This window comes from Agrobacterium pusense, assembly GCF_900102105.1.
Taxonomy (GTDB): Bacteria; Pseudomonadota; Alphaproteobacteria; order Rhizobiales; family Rhizobiaceae; genus Agrobacterium; species Agrobacterium pusense.
This window is the reverse complement of record NZ_FNBB01000002.1, coordinates 502223-525136: the sequence shown is the minus strand read 5'-3', so window position 1 is coordinate 525136 and position 22914 is coordinate 502223. Positions and strand designations below refer to the sequence as shown.

Annotated in this window: 36 protein-coding genes; 16 read left to right on the top strand and 20 right to left on the bottom strand. The window is 57.5% G+C overall.

From position 1 onward, the window contains the following. Positions 1–16 precede the first annotated feature (16 nt). From BLU28_RS07265 to BLU28_RS07245, 5 genes are all read right to left on the bottom strand, one after another. Positions 17–262 (bottom strand): hypothetical protein, encoded by a 246-nt coding sequence (locus BLU28_RS07265; RefSeq protein WP_077986179.1) that lies wholly within the window; start codon positions 260–262, stop codon positions 17–19. Next, positions 246–950: a hypothetical protein gene (locus BLU28_RS07260; RefSeq protein WP_077986180.1), complete on the bottom strand. Its 705-nt coding sequence runs from the start codon at positions 948–950 to the stop codon at positions 246–248. Before BLU28_RS07260 ends, BLU28_RS07265 begins: the two co-directional genes overlap by 17 nt. Continuing rightward, entirely contained in the window at positions 947–1468 is a 522-nt protein-coding gene (locus BLU28_RS07255; RefSeq protein WP_077986181.1) for a siphovirus Gp157 family protein, read from the bottom strand. Before BLU28_RS07255 ends, BLU28_RS07260 begins: the two co-directional genes overlap by 4 nt. Continuing rightward, positions 1465–1917: a hypothetical protein gene (locus tag BLU28_RS07250; RefSeq protein WP_077986182.1), complete on the bottom strand. Its 453-nt coding sequence runs from the start codon at positions 1915–1917 to the stop codon at positions 1465–1467. The genes BLU28_RS07255 and BLU28_RS07250 overlap by 4 nt, the downstream gene beginning before the upstream one ends. Before the next feature lie 78 nt (positions 1918–1995). Continuing rightward, on the bottom strand, positions 1996–3750 hold the full coding sequence (locus BLU28_RS07245; protein ID WP_077986183.1) for a DEAD/DEAH box helicase: 1755 nt from the start codon (positions 3748–3750) through the stop codon (positions 1996–1998). Here BLU28_RS07245 and BLU28_RS26265 point away from each other — a divergent pair. Continuing rightward, complete coding sequence (locus BLU28_RS26265) at positions 3690–4301, top strand: hypothetical protein (RefSeq protein WP_175477666.1); 612 nt, start codon at positions 3690–3692, stop codon at positions 4299–4301. The two genes, BLU28_RS07245 and BLU28_RS26265, sit on opposite strands and share 61 nt — an antisense overlap. Here BLU28_RS26265 and BLU28_RS07235 read toward each other — a convergent pair. The 12 genes from BLU28_RS07235 to BLU28_RS07180 form a co-directional block, all read right to left on the bottom strand. Next, complete coding sequence (locus BLU28_RS07235; RefSeq protein ID WP_077986185.1) at positions 4298–4834, bottom strand: sigma-70 family RNA polymerase sigma factor; 537 nt, start codon at positions 4832–4834, stop codon at positions 4298–4300. The two genes, BLU28_RS26265 and BLU28_RS07235, sit on opposite strands and share 4 nt — an antisense overlap. A 20-nt stretch (positions 4835–4854) precedes the next feature. Continuing rightward, positions 4855–5784: a PDDEXK family nuclease gene (locus BLU28_RS07230; protein ID WP_077986234.1), complete on the bottom strand. Its 930-nt coding sequence runs from the start codon at positions 5782–5784 to the stop codon at positions 4855–4857. 44 nt (positions 5785–5828) lie between these two features. After that, entirely contained in the window at positions 5829–6881 is a 1053-nt protein-coding gene (gene dnaN, locus BLU28_RS07225) for a DNA polymerase III subunit beta (RefSeq protein WP_077986186.1), read from the bottom strand. Positions 6882–6943: 62 nt separating this feature from the next. Continuing rightward, on the bottom strand, positions 6944–7510 hold the full coding sequence (locus BLU28_RS07220; protein ID WP_077986187.1) for a DUF669 domain-containing protein: 567 nt from the start codon (positions 7508–7510) through the stop codon (positions 6944–6946). Then, the gene (locus BLU28_RS07215) at positions 7503–8132 is read right to left on the bottom strand and encodes a hypothetical protein (RefSeq protein ID WP_139362642.1); all 630 of its coding nucleotides are present in this window, start codon (positions 8130–8132) and stop codon (positions 7503–7505) included. Before BLU28_RS07215 ends, BLU28_RS07220 begins: the two co-directional genes overlap by 8 nt. Positions 8133–8290: 158 nt before the next feature. Next, positions 8291–9064 carry an ATP-binding protein gene (locus BLU28_RS07210; protein ID WP_077986189.1) on the bottom strand — a complete coding sequence of 258 codons (774 nt, stop codon included), beginning with the start codon at positions 9062–9064 and terminating at the stop codon, positions 8291–8293. An 89-nt stretch (positions 9065–9153) separates the two neighbouring features. Further along, on the bottom strand, positions 9154–9390 hold the full coding sequence (locus BLU28_RS07205) for a hypothetical protein (protein WP_077986190.1): 237 nt from the start codon (positions 9388–9390) through the stop codon (positions 9154–9156). Further along, positions 9387–9632 carry a hypothetical protein gene (locus BLU28_RS07200; RefSeq protein WP_077986191.1) on the bottom strand — a complete coding sequence of 82 codons (246 nt, stop codon included), beginning with the start codon at positions 9630–9632 and terminating at the stop codon, positions 9387–9389. The genes BLU28_RS07205 and BLU28_RS07200 overlap by 4 nt, the downstream gene beginning before the upstream one ends. Continuing rightward, positions 9629–9823, bottom strand: a complete 195-nt coding sequence (locus BLU28_RS07195) for a hypothetical protein (RefSeq protein ID WP_077986192.1) — start codon at positions 9821–9823, stop codon at positions 9629–9631. Before BLU28_RS07195 ends, BLU28_RS07200 begins: the two co-directional genes overlap by 4 nt. A 121-nt stretch (positions 9824–9944) precedes the next feature. Beyond that, positions 9945–10226: a hypothetical protein gene (locus BLU28_RS07190; RefSeq protein ID WP_077986193.1), complete on the bottom strand. Its 282-nt coding sequence runs from the start codon at positions 10224–10226 to the stop codon at positions 9945–9947. Further along, positions 10223–10471: a hypothetical protein gene (locus BLU28_RS07185; protein WP_077986194.1), complete on the bottom strand. Its 249-nt coding sequence runs from the start codon at positions 10469–10471 to the stop codon at positions 10223–10225. The genes BLU28_RS07190 and BLU28_RS07185 overlap by 4 nt, the downstream gene beginning before the upstream one ends. Further along, positions 10468–10812 (bottom strand): hypothetical protein, encoded by a 345-nt coding sequence (locus BLU28_RS07180; protein ID WP_077986195.1) that lies wholly within the window; start codon positions 10810–10812, stop codon positions 10468–10470. Before BLU28_RS07180 ends, BLU28_RS07185 begins: the two co-directional genes overlap by 4 nt. Before the next feature lie 103 nt (positions 10813–10915). Here BLU28_RS07180 and BLU28_RS07175 point away from each other — a divergent pair, with 103 nt between their 5' ends. The 9 genes from BLU28_RS07175 (at position 10916) to BLU28_RS07135 (ending at position 16096) form a co-directional block, all read left to right on the top strand. Continuing rightward, positions 10916–11518, top strand: a complete 603-nt coding sequence (locus BLU28_RS07175; protein WP_234794377.1) for a hypothetical protein — start codon at positions 10916–10918, stop codon at positions 11516–11518. Between the two features lie 637 nt (positions 11519–12155). After that, positions 12156–12944, top strand: a complete 789-nt coding sequence (locus BLU28_RS07165; protein ID WP_077986197.1) for a LexA family transcriptional regulator — start codon at positions 12156–12158, stop codon at positions 12942–12944. A gap of 103 nt (positions 12945–13047) precedes the next feature. Continuing rightward, the gene (locus BLU28_RS07160) at positions 13048–13416 is read left to right on the top strand and encodes a hypothetical protein (protein WP_077986198.1); all 369 of its coding nucleotides are present in this window, start codon (positions 13048–13050) and stop codon (positions 13414–13416) included. Then, on the top strand, positions 13413–13547 hold the full coding sequence (locus tag BLU28_RS26770; RefSeq protein WP_267889668.1) for a hypothetical protein: 135 nt from the start codon (positions 13413–13415) through the stop codon (positions 13545–13547). The genes BLU28_RS07160 and BLU28_RS26770 overlap by 4 nt, the downstream gene beginning before the upstream one ends. Positions 13548–13577: 30 nt before the next feature. Then, positions 13578–13790 (top strand): hypothetical protein, encoded by a 213-nt coding sequence (locus BLU28_RS07155; RefSeq protein ID WP_077986199.1) that lies wholly within the window; start codon positions 13578–13580, stop codon positions 13788–13790. After that, entirely contained in the window at positions 13790–14245 is a 456-nt protein-coding gene (locus BLU28_RS07150) for a hypothetical protein (RefSeq protein WP_077986200.1), read from the top strand. Before BLU28_RS07155 ends, BLU28_RS07150 begins: the two co-directional genes overlap by 1 nt. Further along, a complete protein-coding gene (locus BLU28_RS07145; RefSeq protein WP_077986201.1) occupies positions 14235–14810 on the top strand; it encodes a DUF551 domain-containing protein in 576 nt (191 codons plus the stop codon). Before BLU28_RS07150 ends, BLU28_RS07145 begins: the two co-directional genes overlap by 11 nt. Then, on the top strand, positions 14794–15063 hold the full coding sequence (locus tag BLU28_RS07140) for a helix-turn-helix transcriptional regulator (RefSeq protein WP_077986202.1): 270 nt from the start codon (positions 14794–14796) through the stop codon (positions 15061–15063). Before BLU28_RS07145 ends, BLU28_RS07140 begins: the two co-directional genes overlap by 17 nt. Continuing rightward, positions 15035–16096, top strand: coding sequence for a tyrosine-type recombinase/integrase (locus tag BLU28_RS07135; protein ID WP_077986203.1), 1062 nt, complete (start codon positions 15035–15037; stop codon positions 16094–16096). The genes BLU28_RS07140 and BLU28_RS07135 overlap by 29 nt, the downstream gene beginning before the upstream one ends. A 276-nt stretch (positions 16097–16372) precedes the next feature. Here the strand turns inward: BLU28_RS07135 and BLU28_RS07130 are convergent, their stop codons facing one another. Continuing rightward, on the bottom strand, positions 16373–16591 hold the full coding sequence (locus BLU28_RS07130) for a hypothetical protein (RefSeq protein ID WP_077986204.1): 219 nt from the start codon (positions 16589–16591) through the stop codon (positions 16373–16375). A gap of 207 nt (positions 16592–16798) precedes the next feature. On the opposite strand from BLU28_RS07130, the gene BLU28_RS07120 reads away from it, so the two are divergent. Together BLU28_RS07120 and BLU28_RS07115 are read left to right on the top strand one after the other, a co-directional pair. Next, positions 16799–17383 carry a GNAT family N-acetyltransferase gene (locus BLU28_RS07120; RefSeq protein WP_006698802.1) on the top strand — a complete coding sequence of 195 codons (585 nt, stop codon included), beginning with the start codon at positions 16799–16801 and terminating at the stop codon, positions 17381–17383. Positions 17384–17574: 191 nt separating this feature from the next. Beyond that, entirely contained in the window at positions 17575–18024 is a 450-nt protein-coding gene (locus BLU28_RS07115; RefSeq protein ID WP_004442365.1) for a GNAT family N-acetyltransferase, read from the top strand. A gap of 148 nt (positions 18025–18172) precedes the next feature. Here the strand turns inward: BLU28_RS07115 and BLU28_RS07110 are convergent, their stop codons facing one another. Then, entirely contained in the window at positions 18173–18328 is a 156-nt protein-coding gene (locus tag BLU28_RS07110) for a hypothetical protein (RefSeq protein WP_077986205.1), read from the bottom strand. Positions 18329–18566: 238 nt separating this feature from the next. On the opposite strand from BLU28_RS07110, the gene BLU28_RS07105 reads away from it, so the two are divergent. From BLU28_RS07105 to BLU28_RS07095, 3 genes are read left to right on the top strand one after another with little or no spacing between them, the layout of a single operon-like run. After that, complete coding sequence (locus tag BLU28_RS07105) at positions 18567–19865, top strand: efflux RND transporter periplasmic adaptor subunit (protein ID WP_077986206.1); 1299 nt, start codon at positions 18567–18569, stop codon at positions 19863–19865. Positions 19866–19879: 14 nt separating this feature from the next. Further along, complete coding sequence (locus BLU28_RS07100) at positions 19880–20599, top strand: ABC transporter ATP-binding protein (RefSeq protein ID WP_060942378.1); 720 nt, start codon at positions 19880–19882, stop codon at positions 20597–20599. Beyond that, positions 20589–21797 (top strand): ABC transporter permease, encoded by a 1209-nt coding sequence (locus BLU28_RS07095; RefSeq protein WP_004442376.1) that lies wholly within the window; start codon positions 20589–20591, stop codon positions 21795–21797. Before BLU28_RS07100 ends, BLU28_RS07095 begins: the two co-directional genes overlap by 11 nt. A gap of 10 nt (positions 21798–21807) precedes the next feature. Here BLU28_RS07095 and BLU28_RS07090 read toward each other — a convergent pair whose 3' ends face one another. Next, entirely contained in the window at positions 21808–22278 is a 471-nt protein-coding gene (locus tag BLU28_RS07090) for a DUF6714 family protein (protein WP_234794376.1), read from the bottom strand. A gap of 335 nt (positions 22279–22613) precedes the next feature. Here BLU28_RS07090 and BLU28_RS07080 point away from each other — a divergent pair, with 335 nt between their 5' ends. Next, positions 22614–22889: a hypothetical protein gene (locus tag BLU28_RS07080; protein ID WP_077986207.1), complete on the top strand. Its 276-nt coding sequence runs from the start codon at positions 22614–22616 to the stop codon at positions 22887–22889. Positions 22890–22914 lie beyond the last annotated feature (25 nt).

Below are 22914 nucleotides of genomic sequence, written 5' to 3'. Positions count from 1 at the left end.
CACCAAAAGAGCCAACTTACGCATAGCGGTGCTGGGCCGGTGCGTTAGCTGGATCGGCGATGTGGGCGCGAAGGTCTGCAGCCAAAGTCGGATTTGCGGAGTCTTTTAGGGCAGCATAATGCAGCAGCGCTTCGACCGCATCAGGATCGCTGCCGTCGAACGATAGAACCATGTAGCGGCGTTCAGATGCAATCGGCTGTCCGTCTGTGCGTTCGATTTGGAAGCGCGGCTCGTAGCCGCCAGTGTTAGCACGCGATGTCATTGAATAAGTCTCCTCTGTGGTGGTTGGTGGTAGTCTTCAGCGTCCACTTAAAGGGGCACTGCACGGCATCAATCCGTCGCGCCATTCGCTCCGGACAGATTGGTGTGTCTTTGAAGTTTCGCGCCACGTTAACGCTGTCGGCGCTGGCGAATGGCCATCTATCCCCACACATCGCCAAGCCGCGAAGCATATGTACCCAAGGACGAATACCTCGCTTCTCGAGCGCATTGAATGCCTCGTCGGTTCTTCTCTCCCAAGCTGCTGAGCCAACCTGCCAGTATGCACCAGAAGAGCCGAAACAGATCCTCGGCCAGTTTTCGGCGAGCTCAAGAAGGTAGTCGATCGATAGACCGGTGTGCCAAACAGGAGCGGAAAGCGTTTTCGGGAAGGGCCATTGCGCTACAAGCTCCCGCTGCTCCTCTACCGTTCCATCGATCACGTCCGGCACTACTGCCCAATGCGGATGACCGAGCTTGCTTTCCAGCCAGCTGTAGTACTTCGTCCAGTCTGTTTTTTTGCCGCCTCTGTAAAAGGTGAAGGCGCCGTTGTCCCACATCACCGACTGGCCGTTTTGAAGACACCACTCCGCATCACCTGGATTGGCATAAGAGACACAGAAGTGTTTGCCTGCCATCTTGAGTAACTCGGAGCGCGGCGTGAGCGGCGTTCCGTGATAGTGGATTGTCAAGCCACCCTCACCGACAATTGCTCACCCGCCTCGCCCATCTTCGCCCCTGGAACAGACGCCCCAGCCTGCAACGCTTCCTTAATGGCAGTCTTGTCGGGCGATGTCGAAACGCGCACGTAGGCCTTGGGCAACGCGGCCTCGTCGACGATCTCAACCGACGCAGCCTTCTTGCCGATGGATATCGTTGCTTCTGCCAGCGGCACGCGCGGCACGCCGGCAGCCTTCAGCAACTTGAACATCAGGCTGCGCATGGCCTCCTTGCGGCGCTCAGCGCGTGACTTGCGCGCCTGTAGATCGGAGATGCGACCGGCCACGGCTTTGGCCAGACTGTCGGCGTCACGCTCGCCGTTTACGAGGCGCGTCAGGACGGCGTGGAAGTTGGTCTCGCCTTCCAGCATATCAGCGCGAAGCTCTTCGTCAGCTTCGAGCTCGGGATATGCGGCCAGCATGTCGGCGAAAAGCGCTTCGAGGTTGGCGACGTCGGCCGCCAAATAGTTGTCGTTGGCTGGTTTGGTCATGCTGCGGCTCCGACGTTGAGGATGATCGACTGCAGGATTTCGAGACTATCTCGCTGCTTCTTCATCTGTTCCTCAAACTCAGCAGTCCGCTGCTGAACAGCCGGCAGAACTTCGTCGGTCAGAAATTGTGCAAACTTCTCGCGGACATGCGGCGGAAGTCTTCTGGCCATGTTCAGCATTGCGACACGATCAAATTGGTTGATGCTGGACCCATTTGCGTCGCGGGACTCAAAATCCACGAGCCACAAGAATGACAGGCCGGCTGGGTCGTTGGCTTCGATGCGAACGCCGGTTGGACCATTGAGACGATACCCACCGCCAGCCTTTACGCTCGTCACCTTATCCCATGGAAGGTGTGGGTCATTCTCGTCGAGCCATATCTCGCGCTGGTCAATCGCCAAGTAATGCTCAGCCAGAGCGCAGGCACGCCTGTACGTTGTTCTGCTCATATCTATCTCCTCACTGTGGTGACGCCATTGGTGTGGCGTAGAGTTTGAAGCTATACCGTTTTTACAAATTTGTCAAGATTAGAACGGCACGTCATCATCCATCAACACCCGCCAATCCTCTTCTTCCGGCGCGTTGTCATTCGCCGGTGACACTCGATTGTCATTGGCCGCGCCGACCACATGACCGACAACGTCCCAGTACTTCTGGCGCGGCTTAACCGTGATCTCGACGATGTCGGCAAGTTCTGCCTGCCGCTCGATCCATTCCAACACGGTCTTGGGGAACGGCATCTTACCGCCATGCGCTCGCCAGTATCGATCGGCCTTTGACTTCGGGAACCCGCTATGCTGCGGACAAACCCACTCGTTGATCGCCGTCATGCCGACCATGTAGCTGACCTTCACCGACGGCGGCTTATCGCCCTTCCCTTCGTGGTAGTAGAAGCTGCGCGATGTGACGGTGCGGGGTTCTGGTTCTGCCGTCGACATGATCGGCGTATCAGCAGCCGTCGCCGTAATCTTCGGGCTGTCATCGATATCAAACTCATAGCCGCAGCATGAGCACGTGCGCGCTGAGGCATGCACCTTCTCGCCACAGCCGAAGCGACCATTCTTGTCCTCGACGTCGAACGGGCAAACCTTCACTGGCGCTTCGCCGTCGCCCTTGTTGGGCGTCTTTGGCTGCACCATGTCGACCGGTCCGTGCTTGTCGACGAGACCGGCGAAGTCCAGCACAAGGCACGAAGGTTTCGGGCCAGCTTTGATTGCAGCAATGCGCTCCTGAGGCGTGTCGAGAGGCATGCCAGGCGCGTATATGACGCGAGTGCCGCGGCCCATCATCTGCACGTACAGCGAAACTGACAACGTCGGGCGCAATGCCGCGATAAGGTCGACACCCTTGTGATTGAAGCCGGTGGTCAGAACCGAGTTGTTGGTCAGCGCGCGGATCTTGTAGGACTTGAAGTCCTCGATGATGCGCCGGCGCTCATCCTTCGGCGTTTCGCCGCTAATCATCTCGCAGGAGATGCCGCGCGAACGGATTTCGTCACGCACGTGCTCGGCGTGTTCGACGCCGGAGCAGAAGCAAAGCCAGGACTTGCGGTCGGCGCCCTTTGCGACGATCTCGTCCACGGCGGAACGCGTGACGTCCATCTTGTCCACGGCAGCCTGCAACGCGGATTGCTTATAGTCGCCGCCCTGCCTTCCGACGCCCTTCATGTCGAACGTCGTGGCAGTAGCCTTGGACGAAAGCGGTGCGAGATAGCCGTCAGCAACACCATCGGCGATGCCGTAGGTATAGACGATCTGGTCGAACAGCCGATCATCGCCCTCATCCAACCGGCCTGTGTCCAGCCGGTAAGGCGTGGCGGTGAGCCCCAGGATTTTCATATCCGGATTGATCGCTCGCAGGGCCGCGATGAAACGGCCGTACATCGTGTTGCTGTTGGCGGGGATCAGATGGCACTCGTCTACCATCAGCACGTCGATATGCCCGATGAGTTCAGCTTTACTGTGCACGGTCTGGATGCCGGCGAAGATGATTTGGCTACGCGCGTCACGGCGGCCGAGACCAGCAGAGAAAATCCCCGCCGGCGCGAAAGGCCAGATGCCAAGCAGCTCAAGGTAATTCTGCTCGATCAGCTCGGCGACGTGGGTAGCGACAAGGATGCGCATGTCCGGCCATCCTTCAACCAGCCTCTTGATGAGCGAAGCCATCAGCAGCGACTTCCCGCAGCCTGTCGCGAGATCCACAAGCGGATTGCCAGCCGTCGTTGACCAGTAGTCGAAAACGGCGTTTTCTGCTTCTTCTTGGTAGTGGCGAAGTTGGAGCATACGAGATTCCAGACCTTGAGATAAACGATTGGATTGCAGGGTTATCTGCGCTCGCCGCAATTCTCGCGGCTGCTTTTGCTTTTTCGTCGGCGCGCCAAGCCAAAAGACAAGCGGACGCGGTTCTCGGAGACGTAGAGCCTGTATTCAGCGCCTATCAGCTACCAGACGATGGGAAAAACTACCGCCACAGGGTCGCCATCGAGATAGTCAACCACAATCGGCTACCGCTCTATGTCCAAAGCATCAGGTTGGAGTACCCTGACTGGGTGCTTATTCACCGTGGAGCGGAAGAAGTTCGCGATCTTGTTGCCGCACTTTACGACGTAGTAATCGAGAAAAAGCGTGAGCACGTATTTGACGTTCCTTTCCGTCTCGCTGGGCGCTTCTCGAGTGATATGCCTGCAGTATCCACGAGCGTTTTCAACGTAAGATTTCTCGACCAGAATCAGCAGGGCGGTTTTGTACTGGGCTTCATCGTCCATTACCGTATGCACGGATCGAAGCAGGTTCGAGTTGCGTTTGCCTCGACAGGATTCGACGTTTTGGACTAACCCGCCTCCCGCAGCAGCCCAAGCACCCTCGCCCGCTCCTTGATGACGATCTGGCGCACGCGCTCCTTGGTGAGGCCGTGGTCGTTGCCGATAGCTTCCAGCGTCTCGCCCATCGCCCGGCGCATCAGCATCGTGCCATTGCGGCCTTCCAGCAGGGAAACAACGCGAGACAGGTCGGTGCCCTCCTCCTGGTGCGGATCAGTGGAACCCGGCAGTTCCTCAAAGGCCGAGAGACTGCAGACCTCAGCGGACCGCGACTTGGTGGAATTTGTGCGAACGAATTCCTGGGCCGTACCCCGAACACAGAGGACGGCCCATGTCCAAAAGGTCTCAAGCCGGCATTCCCGATGACGGCGCAACATGACGACCATCGCCGACTGAAACAGTTCGTCGGCCGCGTCTTCGTTCTTTGTGATCTTTCGCGCCAGTCTTCGTAAAGCCGGCTCGTAGGCCAGAAGCTTGCGGTCGAACTCGGGACTGCGCAGATTGTTATCATTGGCAGCTACAAGCGGCGTGCGTGCAACAAGCGGCATGGTGGTCTCCTCATGTGGTGTTAGGCGTTGGTGGCGCCATCAATCCATGTCGTGCCGTCTCGCAGCACGTACGTGATCGTCTCAGCTTCCTCGTCGCAATCCGTTTGTTCGCCTGGCACAAGAGCCGGGATGGTGAGATGCGTGGGGCAGCCTTCCTTTTGCTCGTCGAATGAAATCGGCTTTGCCCAGCGTGCGCAGGACCAATGACCGTCGCCGCCCATTTCTGGCGACGAGTGAATGCAGGATCGACAGGTGACGCGTGGCCATGCACTCTCCTTGCACACAGGCTTGTGTTTGCAGAAGGCGCACTCAAACCAGTCCGGGGCATGGTTGATGCGCGACGGCGGCTCAGGCGAATTAATGATGCGTTCTAACCGCGCCAGCAGGCGCAAGCAGAACTCCGGATCGTATTCGATGCGTTCAGCGTATAGCGTGTCGTCATCCTTGCAGCTGACGAGATAGAGGCAGCGAGACAGACCAAAGGCATGCATGCCGAGCTGGCACTGGCCGTAGTGGAGCGGTTTCGCTTCCTTGCATCCTTTCTTGACTATCTCCTTCATGCCCTTCGCATTGCTGGACTTGAATTCGAGCAAATGCTCGGTCTTAGGCGCCTCGACGACGCCCATGGCCTTGCCGTCGCACTTGCCGCGGACGTGGCCCTGCACCAGCCTGATCTTGTCCTGCTGGCCATAGACATCGACGCCGACGCGTTCGAGGTCTTCGACCAATCGCGATTCCTCAAGATTCCCGGTTTCGAACAATCGCAGCTGACGGCCGTGATGCTTTTCAAGCGGTGATGCCCAGCGGAAGCTGTACCAAAGGGCGCGATCACATGGGTTGTTGGCCTCGCCGACGGATATGCCGAGGCTGTCCCATGATGAGGCTGCGGCTTCGTAGGCTTGGTATATAGCTCTGACAGTGTTGGATTCCGGCTTGGGTAATGGGGCCATTATGACCCCACCCCAGAAGCGAAAATAAAAACGGCTACCATCGTCTACACCCTCATCGGCATGCAAACGAGCGTCAGCCCCTCAAAGCCATCGGACGTGATCAGCCCCGGCGTGCCGCCATCCTGCAAGGCCAGCTTGACCGGACCGGTCGGCAACACGTTGAGCACGTCGCGGACGTAAGCCGCGTTGAAACCGATATCCATCGGCTCTCCGCTGTATTCTGCCTCGACTTCGTCATTTGCCGACGCCTCGCCCGCCGCGACAGCAAGCGCGATGCTGCCTGGCGCGATGCTGAACTTCACGGCGCGGCCGCGTTCAGACGACACGGTCGAAACCCGGTCAGACGCCTTCATCAGCGCGTCACGATCAACGGTGATGACACGTTCGTTGCTCGTAGGAATGACGCGCTCGTAGTCAGGAAATGTGCCGTCGATCAGCTTCGACGTGATGCGCACGTCGTCCGACACGATGCGGATTTTCTGCTGGCTGACGGCCACCTGCACCTTGCCCTTCGGAAGCAGGCCGACGGTCTTACGGGGTACGATGACGCCATCGAAGGTTGGCAACTCAGGGCCGATGTTACGTCCGAGACGATGGCCGTCGGTGGCAACTGCTTCCGACTTGCTGCCGCCCTTGAAGAACACGCCGTTCAGATAATAGCGCGTTTCCTCTGTCGAGATCGCGAACGACACCGGTGCAAACAGTGCGGCCAGATCGATCTCGAATTCAGCGTCGAACTTGTCTTCGCCAAGCGTCGGGAAGTCTTCTGCCGACAGCGTCGAAAGCGAAAAACGCGAGCGGCCGGATTTGACCGAAAGTTTGTCACCCTCCAGAGACATAGTAATGTCGCCGGTCGCCTTGCGGGCGATGTCGTTGAGCAGCTTGGCGCTAACGCAGATGTTGCCGGGCTTGGCGACCTCCGCCGGCACGCCTGCAGTGGCGCTGATGTCGAGGTCGGTCGCCGTTATCGCAAGCCCGTCGCCTGCGGCAGCAAGCTGGGCACTCGACAGGATGGGGATGGTGGATCTTGCTTCGACGACCTTCGTCGTGGCGGCAAGCGCACGCGTCAGGTCTTCCTTGTGGATGACAAGGTGCATGGGTGTCTCCTCGGTGATGTGGTGAAATAGCGGGCCGCTGGTGAGGCAGCCCGCGCTGATGGTTACTTGCCCCCCCAAGGCCGGCGCGTCGTTCCAGCGGCAGCCGCAGCGGCAGGCTTGTTGTCGTTGCTGGCTGCGGTGCGGCGGTTGTCGTTAGCGGCCGCTGGCTGTGGCGCAGGCTGGTTGGCGTCGATAGCCGGGGCTGGGACGTTTCCTTCATCGGGAAAGTAATAACGCCGAATTTCTGCACGAGCTGGATATTGGCCGTCTTTGGACGGCTTCCCAAGTCCGACCTTGGCGGTAAACGCGAGGAAATGAAGCTGTTCAGAATCTTCTACGCTGTCCACGGACATTGCGCGGCAAAGGCTAGCGAATTGTCTTTGCGCGATCTCCTGAACCTGGGGATTGTTGTGTTCAATGTTGAATTGGGTGAACAACTTGCGCCCTTTGTAGGGTTCGGGCTCAATCACTGTCATCGTGGTTTTCAGGACGGTACCAGTGCCAGCTTTGTTGGGCGCTACATCGCTCGCCTCAATCTCCAAGGAGTAGATTCCATTCGGGAGCTCCTCGTAGTCGCGTTGTTCTGTGTCGTGATCCTGCGCATTGAACTTAGTTCCAAGATTAGCCATTCGTGGTCTCCTGTGGTGTGGTGTTTTTCTTGTTGTCGTTGGTTGCGATCAACAAGCTTGGTTGGAATGGAGCATCCAGTTTTGCCCCTTTGCGCATGTTTTCCTTCGCCCACATTGGGCGCAGGTTTTCTAGCGCCCAACATCTCTTGAAATCGATGTCGTCTACTGTCTCATAGTTGAATGCGGTCTTGGGTATACGGTGATCCATGTGCCATTCACCGTAATTGTCCCAACTCATCCCTGGCTCAAAACGTTTCTCAAGATGCATCATGAGTTCGTCGACGCTGTAGCCGACAAGCATTTCCCATCTTGTGCCGCGTTTTTGTCCCCTTTTCAGAGTATCTCTAATTCCTGCTGAGATTGCGTCATCTATTCTCCCCTTTGGGGTGGAGCGCCTTCTCGCCTGATACTCTTTGTCTTTCTTTCTGAAGTGCTCCAGATTGCTGCTACGATAATCTGGATTTTCGTCCCTCCATCTATCTATGGCGATCAGAAACTTCTCTGGATTTTTTTTCCTCCATTCCTTTGCGTAAGCACGAATCTTTTCCCTGTTCCTGTCCCTATACTCCGACTGATAAGACAGGATTTTCTCAATCCTTCTTGGGTATGCGGCACGCTGCAACGTTCGGGCGCACTCTTTGCATTGCCCGCTGCTGGTTAGCCGTTTCTCCATGTGCCCGCGCTTGCAAGGCTGGCCTGTGAAGTAGTGCTTTATCCCGAGACTTGCCGCTTCCGCGCGAGTACGCGGAAGCTGTTCGTTGTCGTTGTCGGCTTTCACAGCTAGGCCGCCACTCCCGTGGGCGCCGGGAAGTGCTTCGCCAACTCTGCGTAGCCCTGCCCTTTTCGATAAGGCACTGCGTCCGGCATCGAGTAACGATTCTTGGCGTTGAAGCCGGCGCCCTCGACGAGGTGAATCTGCCGCTCCTTTCCACCCTCAGCGTGAGCGACCTTCGTTTGTCGCGCGACTTCCTTCTCCTTGATGGAGACGCGGTAGTTCATGAAGGCGACGATGTCGGACTTCTCGCGGACCAGCGCATTGGCGCGCTTGTGCAGCTTCGGCTGATAGCGGCTATAGGGGTCTGTGACAGGGCTGTCGAAGCGGACGATCTCGGGGTGCGCAAGCATCACTACGCAGATGCCACGCTGAGCGAGGGCGGAGACCGCCGCCATAAGCTCGTTCCATTCGCTATCGGCTTCCACGTAACCTTTGCCGAACCCAGCCTCCTCGATTGAGGCCACGCCGATGCGGCGGCAGGTAGCTTCCCATACAAGCGGCTCCAGACCGTCGAGGCTGTCGACAATAACCGTCTTGCGGTCGTGTTCCTCGGTGAGCAGTTCGCCGAAAACGTCCAGCAGTTCGTCGAAGCTTTCAATGGTGCCAGGCGTGACGAGTTCAACGTCGGACGGTGTGCGCTCGCCTTCTGTTGGCAAATAAAGCGCGTCAGGGAATTCAGCAGCTAGGCTGGTCTTGCCTATGCCGTCGACGCCGTAAAGCAGAATGACAGGCGGGTCTGCTCTCTTCGTCGACTTCAGGGACGAAAGTGAAATAGCCATATGGCCTCCTCAGTGTGGTGGTGCGGTAAATATGATGGCTGCGATGTAGGCAGCGGCTGCAAAGACGATCAGCCACTGCCAGTTTGCGATCAGCGAGCGTAAAGGAGGCATTTCAGCCACCAGAATGCGCCGAGGACGGCGATTGCGACGACCGCAAACGGAAACAGCATGATGAGGCCGATCGACGCTGCTGCGCTTACTCCGGCCAAAGCGGCGCGCTTTAAGCCACGGCGAACGTACTTGCGCGGCGTCGGAGTGACAGGGACGTGGTCGAGCGGTGGTGCCGTGATGGATTCGGTGTGCCATGGTGATTTTTGGTTGGTCATTCACCCGCCCCCAACGCATCAAGACGCTTACGCGCTTGATCGATCGTTAAGCGGTTGAGGCGACTGATGCGCCCAGCCATCGTTAGAAATCCGATGATCGCGCCGACCCATTGCATGGCAGAACTATCCAAATAGACGCCGAGTCCGATCAGCGCGGCGAAAAGTAGGAAGGTGCTACTATCGACGAGATAAGATTGAAGGACGGTTTCATGGATGACGATGACTTCGGTTTTTATCTTCATCCCTCCGCCCTCGCCCGAACCGCACGGTGATAGCTCACAGGTGCGTTGCTGACGTATGTGCCGCCGATCTTTTCAGCCGTGCGACGTGCCTCGGCCTTCTGCGCAGCGGTGCGATAAGGCTTGCGGTTGAGCATGTTGATCTTGCCGGTGCGCGTGAGCCCGGTCTGATGCGCAAGGTGCGCCTGTCTCATGGATATCTCCTCAATGATGTGGTGAAGTGCGGCTGGTTGGTAGCCAGCCGCTATCGAAACCCAACGCGCAACTCCTTCCTGGGTTACACAGCGTGATTGGCGCGTGGATGCGGGATTGCGGCTATGCCGCTCCCCCGGTTTCTGTATCTGGCGTAATCACGCGCCGTTGTGTGAAGTCGACCTTGACGACGTTGGTGTCGTCGTTTTCCTTCGCCGGCGGCTCACCGTCCGGATCGTGCTCGATCTCGAAGCCGTGCCACCAGATCGTCGAGGCGCCGTCAGCGAGGCGCACCTGGTACTCGCTACCCCAGTTGCGATCGCCGATGACGACGCCAGTGAGATGAGGGTTTTGTCTGTTGCGGACCGGATCGCCGAAATTGAAAAATTCGCAGTCGCAGGTCATTCGAAACCCTCCGGCTTAATCATCCGTGGATATGCGAAGGGATGAGCGCAATTGTCGTCAGGGATGATGATTACAAACAGGTCATCACCGAGAGTGCTGATGCCTGGCATGCCGCCGTTTTCAGCGACAATGTGCTCGCGCTGGATGGTGAAAACGTCAGCCGTCGGAAAGAACCCGCGGCCTTCGTATTTCCACTTCCCGCTCCCCTTGAAATACAGGTACGTGCAATCCTCTTGCCGGGTCATGCCGCCACCCCACGCAGCGCGTAGTCGTTGACCGCCTGCCCGGCCGCCAGATCTTCATCATTGTCGTTTGCGGCGGCAAGAACGCGCGGGAGCGAAACCGGCATAAGGCCGGAAAGCGTAGAGCATCCGCCGTTGTGTGGCGACAGGTGCGTCGTGCGGTCGGGATTGTTGTCATTGGCTGGAATGAAGGCGCGCTGCTTGTGCAGGCCGTACGTGCGCCGAAGCCGCTGGTATGCTGCCATTGGCTTGACGTTGTATCTGGCGGCGATATCTGCGACGCTCTCACCGTTTTCACGGCGCGCGTGCATATCCGCCAGCATAGTGCTGGTGATAAGCGTCATGTCGTCTCCTCTGGGTGGTGGCCGCCTTGTGGTTGACAAAGCGACAGGGTTATGAAACTAAACTATTTTTACAAATTTGTCAAGATTTCACCAAGGTGGATGCATGCCTGAAGTTAAGTCGCGCCTCCTGCAGTCGATACTGAAAGAACAGAAGCGGAGAGCCGTTAAGGATCGCGCTGTCTACGAAGAGTTAGGCGTGCCTCAGCAGACCTTCAGCACCTGGAAAGCTGGTGTCATACCGAGACCAAGACAATTCCCGGCGATTGCCGCCTTCCTCGGCGTCTCCGAAGAAGATGTGGCGGAGATGGCTCGCGAGGCGGCCGAAACCTCCCCTTCCATCACTCCGATCACGGTTGCCCGCACCTACGGCAAAATCTCCGACCGCAAGGCCGGTAAATTCAAATTCGAGCCCATCAACGACGGCCGCAAACGTATTCCTGAAGGCAGGTACGCGATCATCATCGACACGAAAGTGATGGAGCCAGTCTTCCACGTCGGCGTAAAGGCTTGGCTCGACCCTTCCCGCTGGCCCGCAGCCGGTGACGACGTTCTGGCCCATTCCGGCGGATTCGCTTGGATTGGGCGCTTCGAAGGAATGAGCAACGGCGCCGTGCAGCTTGGCCGCTACGACGGATCGCAGCTTGAAGTGAAGAACGTGGAAGCTGTTCATGTCATCGTCCTTTCGGAGCGGGTGGTTACAGCATAGCGAGGTGGTGGCTCGGAATGCCGCTTGACAATTCCTACAAATTTGTGTAGGAGGTTGATTGTCCGCTGTGGTGGCGGATATGGAATACGCGCTTTGATCCCGCCTTACGGCGAAGGTCTCCTCGGCGTGTTAGTACGGAGAAGGGGCGGAGTTACGGGTGGTGCCGGCTCATTACGCCCCTTTTCGTTTTTTGCTGCATGCACGACAACGCCGGCAGAGCTTCATGCTCCACCGGCGCTGATTTTTCGAAGTCATTGTTTGCTGTCTTTCTCATAGTCGTCTCCCCTTCTGGCATTATTGGTTTTGTTATCGCCAGTTGGTTGCTGGCGTTCACGGCGGCCCGGTCACTGGCCGCCATCTTCTTCTGCGGTCGGGAGCTTCATGCTCCCATCTTCTTCTCGCCGTCATGGCGCTCATGCCGATCGGCGCTTGGGTCGTCGATCGTCTTCTTTCGCAATCCTTAAACATGCGCATTCCCTTTCATGCTGCAGGTTCGTCTTGGGGTCTGTTGCCCTGTCGGCTTCTTGTTTGGCCGCTGTTGATTCACAAACTAACACAAACAATTTTTAGGTCAATAAGTTTGTTTGTGTAAATGCGTTATTTTTGCTAAATCATTGTGGAAACTAAGGATAATGCGATGGAAACGGCCCTTACACGTCTTCTCAACGAAAAGCTTCGTGAAAAGTTTGACGGCAATGCAAGCGAGCTCGCTCGGGTCGTAGGCACTAGTCAGCAAAACATCAGTAACTGGCTGAATGGGGATGTTATCAAGCCTTCTTATTGGAAAGCTGCGGCGCGTGCTCTTGGCCTGCGAGAAATAGAACTCGACTCAATTATGGTAGCAGTTAGGAGGGACGCAGGACCTGATCTTCCTGCGGAGGCTTGGGTACGAGATCTGGGCTTCCGAAAAATGCCACGCACTGAGGAAGAAGTCCCTGATCTCGATGATCGAATTCCTTTGCTTCGACCAACTCGCCAAACGCCTAACGCCACCCTTGCCCCCCGCCAACAGATTGTAACAACGAACAAAATGCTCCCCGTCCTGGGCATGGCCGTTGGAGGTGAGGACGGGCGTTACATATTCAATGGCAGCGTGATCGACTATGTGGTCTGCCCTCCGTCTCTAGAGAACGTAGCGGGAGCGTATGCGGTCTATATTGATGGGGAGTCGATGTATCCTCGCTTTAAAGCTGGCGAGACCGTTTGGGTCCACCCAGGCAAGCCCGCTCGTCGAGGCGACGACGTGATTGTGCAGCTCAAACCGATAGAGGACGACGGCTCTCCGCCTTGGGGATACGTCAAAGAGTACGTTGGCCGGCAGGGGAACAATCTAGTTTTACGGCAGTACAATCCTCCTATCGAAATCCAGTTCGACGTCAATGAGGTCCTAACGACTCACCCGATCGTTCTCGCCGGCAAATACTAAATTCACAAGATAACAAACTTTGTGATTGACGATATAAGTTTGTAGGTCTATATCTCCTCTTGTCCCGGCAAACCAAGCTGGCCACCACAAGAGGAGATAAACCATGTACAGACCACGTCCCGAAGAATTCGACGATATCGCCGTTGCCGCACACGGCGCTATTGCCCAGTCCGCCGAGCCAATGAAGCGCCCGGACCACAAGGCAAAGAAGCACGGCAAGCCCAAGACGAAATACGAATACATGCGCCGCTTCCCCAAGAAGCCCCGCAACGGCGAGGAAGTCGGCGGTGGCCACTTCGTATTCCGCCGCGGCGACAGCACTGGACGCATTCGTCCCTGCATGTGGCCTTTTGAGCACCCCTCCTACGATTCAGCGCTAGGTGAAGCCGCACGCCTTCACAAAGAGCATGGCGGCACCTTTGAGGTGTTTGTTCGCGTCGGCCGTGTCGAGGCGCTGGAGGCCGGCGAATGAGCGCGGCTGTCATCGAACAGCCGACCGTCAAGCAAATCATCCTCACCGAGCACGCCGACCTGTTGAAGGACATAGCCAGTTTTCTGGCTTTGTTGCTCTTTATCACCGCAGTGCTGATGTGGGCTTATTGACCACCACCACCACCACTCGAGGAAACAAACATGTCGAGAAGACGCGACACCACCTACACCCCTGCCCCGTACGGCGGCGACGGTCTTGAAGTCGTAGCCAACCTTTCATCCGGAACCGCACCGACGGCCGTTCTCGTCGCAGTCGCCAAATGGCACGAGCGACGCAAGGATGGCCGCAATCGCGTCATCGCCTCCAAGCTGCGTGAGCTCATAGCGGCTAATGATAACGGGAGGAGAAGATGATGTTTTGGAAGAAGCGCGAAAAGTCCGCCATCACCCTCAAGTCAGAGTATGAGCTCATGCGCGAAGAACGCGAAGAGATGCAAAAAAAGAAGATGAAGGAAGATGCAGATGCCGTGCAGCGCTCTCTATCCTACGAGCCGCCGGTCCGAGTTGTTAAGGGGAAATACAATGACTTTCTTGAGGTGGCCTCTCCGTTCGGAAGGAAGGTTTGCGTCCCCATTCACCTGATTTCCGCCACGTCTATTCGATACGTCCCTGCGTCGCTGCGCTTTTACTCTCCTATGAATAGTCCGAGCGATATAGCTTCGATCATCATCGAGATGAGTTCCGGCACCAAGCACGACGTCAGCGTGGAGGTTTCTTGTGTAGAGCTTCTCTTGGAATCCGTGAACAGGGTTTGGCAACAGCCTGCGGCCGCCCTAGCCAGCACAGGAGGCGAACACCATGCAGAGTGAAATAGTAGAGAAGTGCGTCAAGAGCGCAATGTTGTCCGTGATCAAAGAGCATCCAATTGGTCACTGGAATGACGATCAGGTCGAAAAGGTGGCCAGACGAGCGATAACTGAAGCCGCCCTCTCCGCACAGGTGCAGGACGCCGACGAACAGCGAACCGAAACCTGCCAGCGGTGCCAAGGCAATGGTGAGATAGTCACCAATTGGGAGCGGTATCGGCATCCGCATCAAAATGATGCTGGCGACGAAGCAGTAGCCGAATGCCCTAACTGCGATGGTACCGGCAAGGTTTCCGCACAGGTGCAGGAAGTGGCGCGGTGGCGGCCGATAGAGACAGCGCCGAGAGATGGAACGCGCGTTATCGGAGCGGACCAACTTTATGTTATCGGAGACATTTACTGGCAACCCGATGGGAATGAAACTGAAACCGGCGAGCCAGGATGGATAAATGGCGTGCGCGACCGGTATGAGAAAGACTACGTGTTCAACCCGACCCATTGGATGCCATTGCCGTCTCTCCCCGCAGCACCCTCCCAGCAGGAGGCCAGCCATGTCACCAGCAAATGACAACGTCCCTCGCCTAATGGGCAGAAGAGAAGCCGCAGCTTATCTCGGCATAGGGCAGTCGACTTTCTCGCTGTGGGTATCGACCCACAAGATGCCGGCAGCTATTGCCGGCACTCGCAAGTGGGACAAGCGCGCGATTGACGCTAAGCTCGATGAGATAAGCGTCCTGCAGCCCGCAAACGACAATACCGAGGACGAGTTCGAACGATGGGAGCGAGAGCAGAATGCGCGAAAAGCTCAAGGGTCTAGCTAGGGTCAAGAAGCGGCTAGCAAGCGGCAAGACCATCACATACTGCTACGCCTGGCGCGGCGGCCCGCTGTTGAAAGACAAGGCGGGCCGCCCGCTGCAACCGGGCGATCCGCTGCTTATGCGGGCATTCGTCGAAGCTACGAAGGATCGCTTCGTCGACCAGACCGACAACATGAACCGGCTGATTACCGAATACAAATCGTCCACCGACTTCACCGGCCTCTCCCCGAAGTCGCAGAAGGAATACAGTCGCTACATCGACAAGGTGCGCGATGCATTCGGCACGATGAGCCTCGTCGCGATCCAGGACAAGCGAGCGCGAGGCAAGTTTAAGGAGTGGCGTGATGGCATGGCGGATAAGCCTCGCAGCGCCGACTTCGCATGGATGGTGCTTGCACGCATTCTGTCGGTGGCAAAGGACCGTGGACGGATCTCGATAAATCAGGCGGAACGCGGCGGGCGCATCTACAGTGTAGACCGCAACGAAAACATCTGGACCGACGAAACCTTGGCTCGCCTTTTCGCCGTGGCTTCCGACGAGATCAAAGCCGCAGTGATCATGGCGCTGTGGACCGGCCAACGCAAGGGAGACATCCTCAAGGCTCCATGGAGCGACTACGACGGCTCGCACATCAAGGTGAAGCAGGGAAAAACCGGCGCCCGGGTGAAGATACCGGCTGGCACCGAGCTTCGACAGCTGCTGGATAGCATGCCGAGGATTTCGCCCACCATCCTCACCAACAAACGCGACAAGCGGCCGTGGACCTCCGACGGGTTCAACACAAGCTGGACGAAGGCAAAAGCCAAGGCCAGTATCGCGGACCTAACTTTCCACGACCTCCGTGGTACGGCGGTCACCCGTCTGGCAATCGCAGGGTGCTCAGTGGCGCAGATCGCGGCAATCACCGGCCACAGCCTCAAAGACGTCGAGGGCATTCTCGATGCCCACTACCTTGGCGGCAAGGCCGCCCTCGCCGAGGAGGCCATAAGGAAGCTAGAAGATTATCGTGCAACGCCAAATAAGAAGCCCGCTTGATGCGGGCTTTTTTCATTCCGCGCTTGCCACGGCAGGTTGAGGCGCGCTATCTTAAAAATACAGTCAGACAAACGCAGAGCAGTTTGCAAACGAAATGTAACGTATTGATTTTCGGTAGCAGATATTAGAAGCAGTTTGTTCTCAGCATTTCGCAATCATTACATAAAAACCTAGCTTCTAAGCAGTAGGTCGCAGGTTCGAGTCCTGCAGGGGTCGCCACCGCTTTCTTGCATTCCCCCACAAATGACTGGTTTGGGTTCGATCGCAGACACGGTTTCATTCCGTATTTGCGCTCCGGCGATCCTTCGCTCTTCTCCATTTCATGAGATACCCGAAACCCGGTCCGATCAGCGTGCCGCCGATAACCCATTCCACCAAGGTCAGAGGTCGCTCGTCCGGATCGTGGCCAGTCACGTAAAGAAAGAGAAAAAACGCGATAACGCCGCCGATCAAGAGGGTGATCGGAAACAACACACTGTCGCGAAAGCCTTTCATGCGATCCACTCCCTTGGCCGTGTTGATAGGTATTGGATATGATGCCGTTGGCAAACGCCTTTTGCAGCCGCCACGGCAAGTTATTTATCGGGCGGGATTGCGCAGGGGTCGTACCATTGTAAGCGACGGAAGACGACCTACCTAGAGGCCGAGTTTAACGAGGCCGCCCCGGAGTTCCCGGAGGGGCAAAAATCAATCAGGTACTTGATGCAACTTCAAAAATTAGGCGCACCGCTTTCGACGGACCGCCTTGTCCTGCGCGAATTCACAAGAGGCGATTTCCCCGGCTATTCAGCCTACCATTCTCTGCAGGAGGTTTATCGGTATCTTTACGCTGCACCTCCAACTGGAGATGCTTTGCGAGAGCAGTTCTCGGCGATTTTGGCGGCACCATTTGAGAAGGATGGCGACACCTATCGACTGGCCGTCGAGCGAAAGGCTGACAACGCACTGGTCGGTGAAGTCCTGTTGAAGTTGGCAAGTGTTGATGCACTGCAGGGAGAGGTTGGATATATTTTCAATCCAGAATTCGCGGGGAACGGGTATGCAACGGAGGCTGTTGGCGCGATGGTCAGCATAGGCTTCTCGTCAATCGGATTTCATCGAATCTTCGCGCGGCTGGACGCTGCGAATGAGGGTTCGGTCGGCGTTGTTGAGCGCCTTGGACTGCGTCGAGAAGCTCATTTGATCCAGAACGACCGCTTCCGAGACGTCTGGGGAGACGAGTATATTTACGCGGTTCTTGCTTCGGAATGGAAATCGCGCGCCGGCGTAATTTTGCCGTCCGCTTAGGGCCGACGGCCATAATCGCGCAGAAGCGCCAATTGCGGTCATTGATTAATTGTTTGCTGTCCCCTAAAAGCCGACCAATAGCAGAGGAGATTTATGCGCAGAGGCTTGTGATTTCGACCGCAATTTGCGGCTTCACCTGGCACCAGTATCGGTAGCCGGACCTTTTTGCATATCTTTTCTGCGGAGTTCTCATGAAATTCGAGGACGTTATCATCCGGCCTTTCGAGGCCTCGGACACAGTAAATCTCTCCAACATCTGGCTCGAAGCCTCGTTGCTTGCTCATCCGTTTATCGGCGAGCGTCGTTTGATGGAGCAAAAGGCACTTATTGAGGAACAATATTTGCCTGGCGCCCAAACGTGGGTCGCAACATTAAACGGCCAAGCTGCGGGCTTTATCAGCCTGCTCGACACTTTCATCGGCGGCTTATTTGTTTCCCCGTGCCATCAAGGCCTCGGTATCGGGCGTAAACTCGTTTCGCACGCGCTGAATTTGAAGGGCGAGCTTTCGCTTGAAGCCTATACTGAAAACGTGCAGGCGATGGGCTTCTATAGATCGCTCGGCTTTCAGGAGCTTTCCCGTCGCGCGATTGATGATGAAGGTTATCCGTTCGAAAATGCCCGTTTGCGGCTAGTCGGCTAAGGGCAACTTGTCGGGCGACACGGTAGTCGCCCGACAACCGCCTTGGCCAATCCCCGTGATCAGAATGAGCGGCGGAGGCCCACCGCTTTAGCCGACTTGCATACTTCCATCCTGCTCCCAAGCAGAACGCCTATGCCAGCACTTTGCTCTACCCCTGCCCCATCAGCGTGAAATAGCCCCATGCGGCCGCGAAAAACAATATGACAGCCACAATCGTCAATGCCCTCTTCGCTTTTGGCCCGAGCGGTTCGCGCGGCTTCTTCGGCGGCACCGGTTTGCGGAACTTCACCACATTGTCGTTCATTTCATCATCGTCCTGAATGTCGCTGCTGAAACCTCTGCCGCATCTGTGGCATCGGCTTTTCGAATACCTATCTCTAGCAGACCAGAACTATCATAAATATTACCAAGTTTTCACTTCACCCTTGGGGCAAGCTATGTCACTTCCCACAATCAGAGGAATATAACGGCGACAGACGGACGAACAAACCGGAGAGCGGCGGCAACTCTCTGTAGTATTTTGAACTTTGCGGGTGACGAGAATGAATGACGCCAATACCAGTGGCAGCGATACCAAAAACAGCCAGCCCGATCTGCGCGAGATTTTGGGGACGACCAGAAACGGCCGCAAGAAAAAGTCGCGTCGGTTCCTCTATGTGGCAGCAGCCATTGTGCTGATTGGCGGCGGTCTTGGTTATTATTACCAGTCACGCGCAGGCGGTGTGGCTTATAGCTACACCACGGAAGCAGCGCGTCAGGGCGATCTCTCGGTCATCGTCACCTCCACCGGCTCGGTTCAGCCGACGGATCAGGTTGATATATCGAGCGAACTGTCCGGCACGGTGCGCAAGGTCAACGTCACCTATAATACCCCGGTCAAGGCCGGAGACGTTCTGGCGGAGCTGGATACCAACAAGCTGGAAGCCGACGTGCAGAGCGCCCGCGCCAAGCTCGCTTCCGCCAAGGCCAATGTGCTGAAGGCCCGCGCGGACCTTGGCTCGGCAAAGACATCCATGGAGCGCCTGCGATCCCTGGTTAAGAACCGAGTGTCCAGCCAGCAGGATCTGGACGCCGCGCAGTTCACCCATGATGCGGCGGCCGCAACGCTTGAGGTTAATGAGGCGACCGTGCTGTCGGCGGAAGCGGATCTGCGGCTCGCTGAGGTCAATCTGGGCAAGGCCAAGATCGTTTCGCCCATCGATGGCGTTATCCTCACCCGCAGCGTCGATCCCGGCGCCACGGTCGCCTCCTCGCTCAATGCCCCTGTTCTCTTCACCATCGCCGGCGATCTGCGCCACATGGAGCTGCAGGTCTCGGTGGATGAGGCTGATGTCGGCAAGGTGGAAACCGGGCAGAAGGCCACATTCAACGTCGATGCCTATCCCGATCGCAGCTTCCCGGCCGAGATCGAGACCGTGCGCTTCGCCTCGGAAACCGTATCCAACGTGGTGACCTATAAGGGCATATTGACGGTCGACAACGCAGAACTGCTGCTTCGCCCCGGCATGACGGCAACCGCCAATATCATCGTTGAAGAGATCAAGGACGCCCTGCTGGTACCCAATTCCGCGCTTCGTTATACACCGCCGCGCGAATCCGCTTCGCGTGGGGGCGGGTTGATGAGCCTGTTCCGCCCGCCCCGCATGGGCCGCCCGCAAAACCGCGATGCCGGCCAGGCCGCCCAGGGTAAAAGGACGGTCTGGGTGCTGCGCAACAACAATCCGGTTTCCGTCGCAATCGAAACTGGCTCCACCGACGGCCAGCATACCGTGGTGAAATCTGGCGAACTGAAAGCCGATGACCAGATAATTACCGACGCAACGGCCCGTAACGCCGGCTGACGGAGGACAAGCGCATGCAACAGCCGCCGCTCATCGAGTTCCGTGATGTCGTGAAGCAATATGGTCGCGGCGAAGCGACGATCCGCGCGCTCGACGGCGTCAGCCTGTCGATCCGCGAGAAGGAATTCGTCGCCATCATGGGACCGTCGGGATCGGGCAAATCCACCTCGATGAACATCATCGGCTGTCTGGACGTCCCATCGGCTGGCGAATATCTCTTCCAGGGCGTGGCGACCAGCGACTTCGATAACGAACATCTGACGCTCTTGCGCCGGCACATGCTCGGTTTCGTGTTTCAGGGCTTTAACCTTCTCTCCCGCACCTCTGCGGTGGAAAATGTCGAACTGCCGCTGATCTATCGGGGCATGAAGGCCTCGGAACGGCGTGAGCGCGCCATGGAGGCGCTGGCGCAGGTGGGCCTCAAAGGCCGCGAAGATCACACCACGCAGGAGCTTTCAGGCGGCCAGCAGCAGCGTGTGGCCATTGCCCGCGCCATCGTCACCCGCCCCGCGCTGCTTCTGGCCGACGAGCCGACCGGCAATCTCGATACGAAGACGAGCGTCGAAATCATGGAACTGATAACCTCGCTCAATCGCGACAAGGGCATTACCGTCGTCATGGTAACCCATGAGGAGGATATCGCCGCTTATGCCGGGCGCCTGCTGCGTTTTGTCGACGGCCACCTCGCCTCCGATAGCGCCGCGGATCATAAGGAGACATTGGATGTTCTTTGAAACATCGCGTCTTGCGTTGCGCGCCATCAGCCGCAACCTGTTGCGCTCCTTTCTCACGGTGCTCGGCGTCGTCATTGGTGTGGCCGCCGTCATTGCCATGGTCACCATCGGCAACGGTACGACCGAGCAGGTAAAATCGGAACTGTCACGGCTCGGCACCAACATGCTGTTCGTGCGCCCCGGCCAGTTTGGCCCCGGCCGCGCCAGCACCGAGGCCAAGCGCTTCGATGACCGCGATGTCGAGGCGATCCGCAACCAGATATCGGGCATCCGCGCCGTCGCACCGCAGAACCGCAGTTCCGCCGCAACCGTCATTTTCGGCGGCAAGAACCACCAGACGAGCGTCATCGGCACCACGAACGACTATCTGATCGCGCAGGACTGGACCATCGCACTTGGTCGAGATTTCCAGCCCGCCGAAGATCGCGGCGGCCAGATCGGCTGCATCATCGGCGAAACCGTGCGACAGGAACTGTTCGGGGCGGAAAACCCTGTGGGACAGACGATCCGCGTCAGCAACATCTCCTGCCCCGTCATCGGCGTTCTCGCCCGCAAAGGCCAGTCCGGCCTCGGCGACGATCAGGACGACACGATCATCATGCCGCTCAAAATCCACCAGCGGCGCATTGGCGGCACCACCACCATTTCCTCGATCATGGTTTCGGCGCAGGATGGCGTTTCCACCGCCAAGGTGCAGAGCGACCTGCAAAACCTGCTGCGCGAGCGCCGCCGCATCAACATCGGCCGCGAGGATGATTTTACTGTCAACGACATGACGCAGATCGCTTCCGCCATGACCGGCACGACGACGCTTCTCACCGGGCTTCTCGGCGCGGTCGCCGCCGTCAGCCTTCTCGTGGGCGGCATCGGCATCATGAACATCATGCTGGTCTCGGTCACGGAGCGCACGCGTGAGATCGGCATTCGGCTTGCCATCGGCGCATTGGAAAAACAGGTGCTGACACAGTTTCTGGTGGAAGCGGTGATGCTCTCGGCCTTCGGCGGCATCGTCGGCATCCTCACCGGCCTCGGCCTCGCCTACGCGGTCGTCAGCTTCCTCAACGTGCCTTTCGTCACCAGCCCATCGATCATCTTCCTCGCCTTCGCCTTTTCAGCCGCCATCGGCGTGATTTTCGGCTATTTTCCCGCGCGGCGGGCGGCGAGTCTCAGCCCGATCGAAGCCCTGAGACACGAGTGATCAATCCGGCCTAACGATCTGCGGCTTGCCACCATTCCTCAAGCGCCTGTTCTACATCGGACTGGTAAGACGGCGGGTTGTTTCGCTGCAGGAGGGCGTGCAAATATAATTCAACGGCCCGCCTTTGAGCGTCGTTCAACAGCGCAAATTTCTCCGGGCGACCGCGCAGATGGGGCACGAACTCGTGCCGGTAACAACCGTCGAGATCGGCGATCATGTAGGCGGGCAGATGAAACCGCATTGCTTCGGCATCAAAAAACGCAGGACTGGCGGAGTGGAGGTTCACGTCCTCCACCGAGATCGCAGACCAGTCGTCCTTTTCATCCTCGGCGCGGCGGGCGGCAAGCACATCATGGCTCGCGTAATCATCAATCGCGGCGGCCTCACGAAGACCCACACCGCCGCCTAGGGTGACGTGCGCGAAAGCAGCATTTACCGCCGCCCTTGCCGTGGCCGTGCTCTCCCCTGCCGGTCTCAACACGTGAACCGCCCGTTCAATGATGGCCCCCTCCGCCCCCGTCTCCACGCACCGTTGGCCACTCGCCGCCTTCAGTTCGTTCGAACTGAACGCCTTCCGTGGTGGCTGATGACACGCGCCTGCGTGCTTTAGCCTCCCAAGAAAAGGAGAGGAAAAGAATACCGACAACCAACGTCAGGCCGACCAGAATGCCGGCAGCAACGAGGCCAAGTGTCCAAACATCAATCGAGCTGCTGCTATTCCCCACGCTACCCCCCTCACTGAAACCATCCGCATTCAATCTTGCTTCATGACGTCAATCGGATAGGCTCTCCGGACACCTACCGCATGGAGTCTCGATGTTCAAATCCGTATCCGATAGCGCTGCGGCTGCAGACGGCGGATCGCTTGCCCTTTTTGTGGAGCGACAGGACGGGCAGACGGAAGTGTTTGTGATCCATCGCTCGCTCGCATCGCGCGGGACGCCTGACTATAACAGGATCACGTCAAGCCTGCGGCCACTCACTGCAGAAGATTGCCGGGAGATCGCCGCGGCTCTCGAACCGCTATTGATGACCACGCCATCAATCCATCCACTGGCCGATTTCATCGAAGCCTTCAAACAGCAGTCATGATCCTTGGAAAGCTGATTTTGCGTGA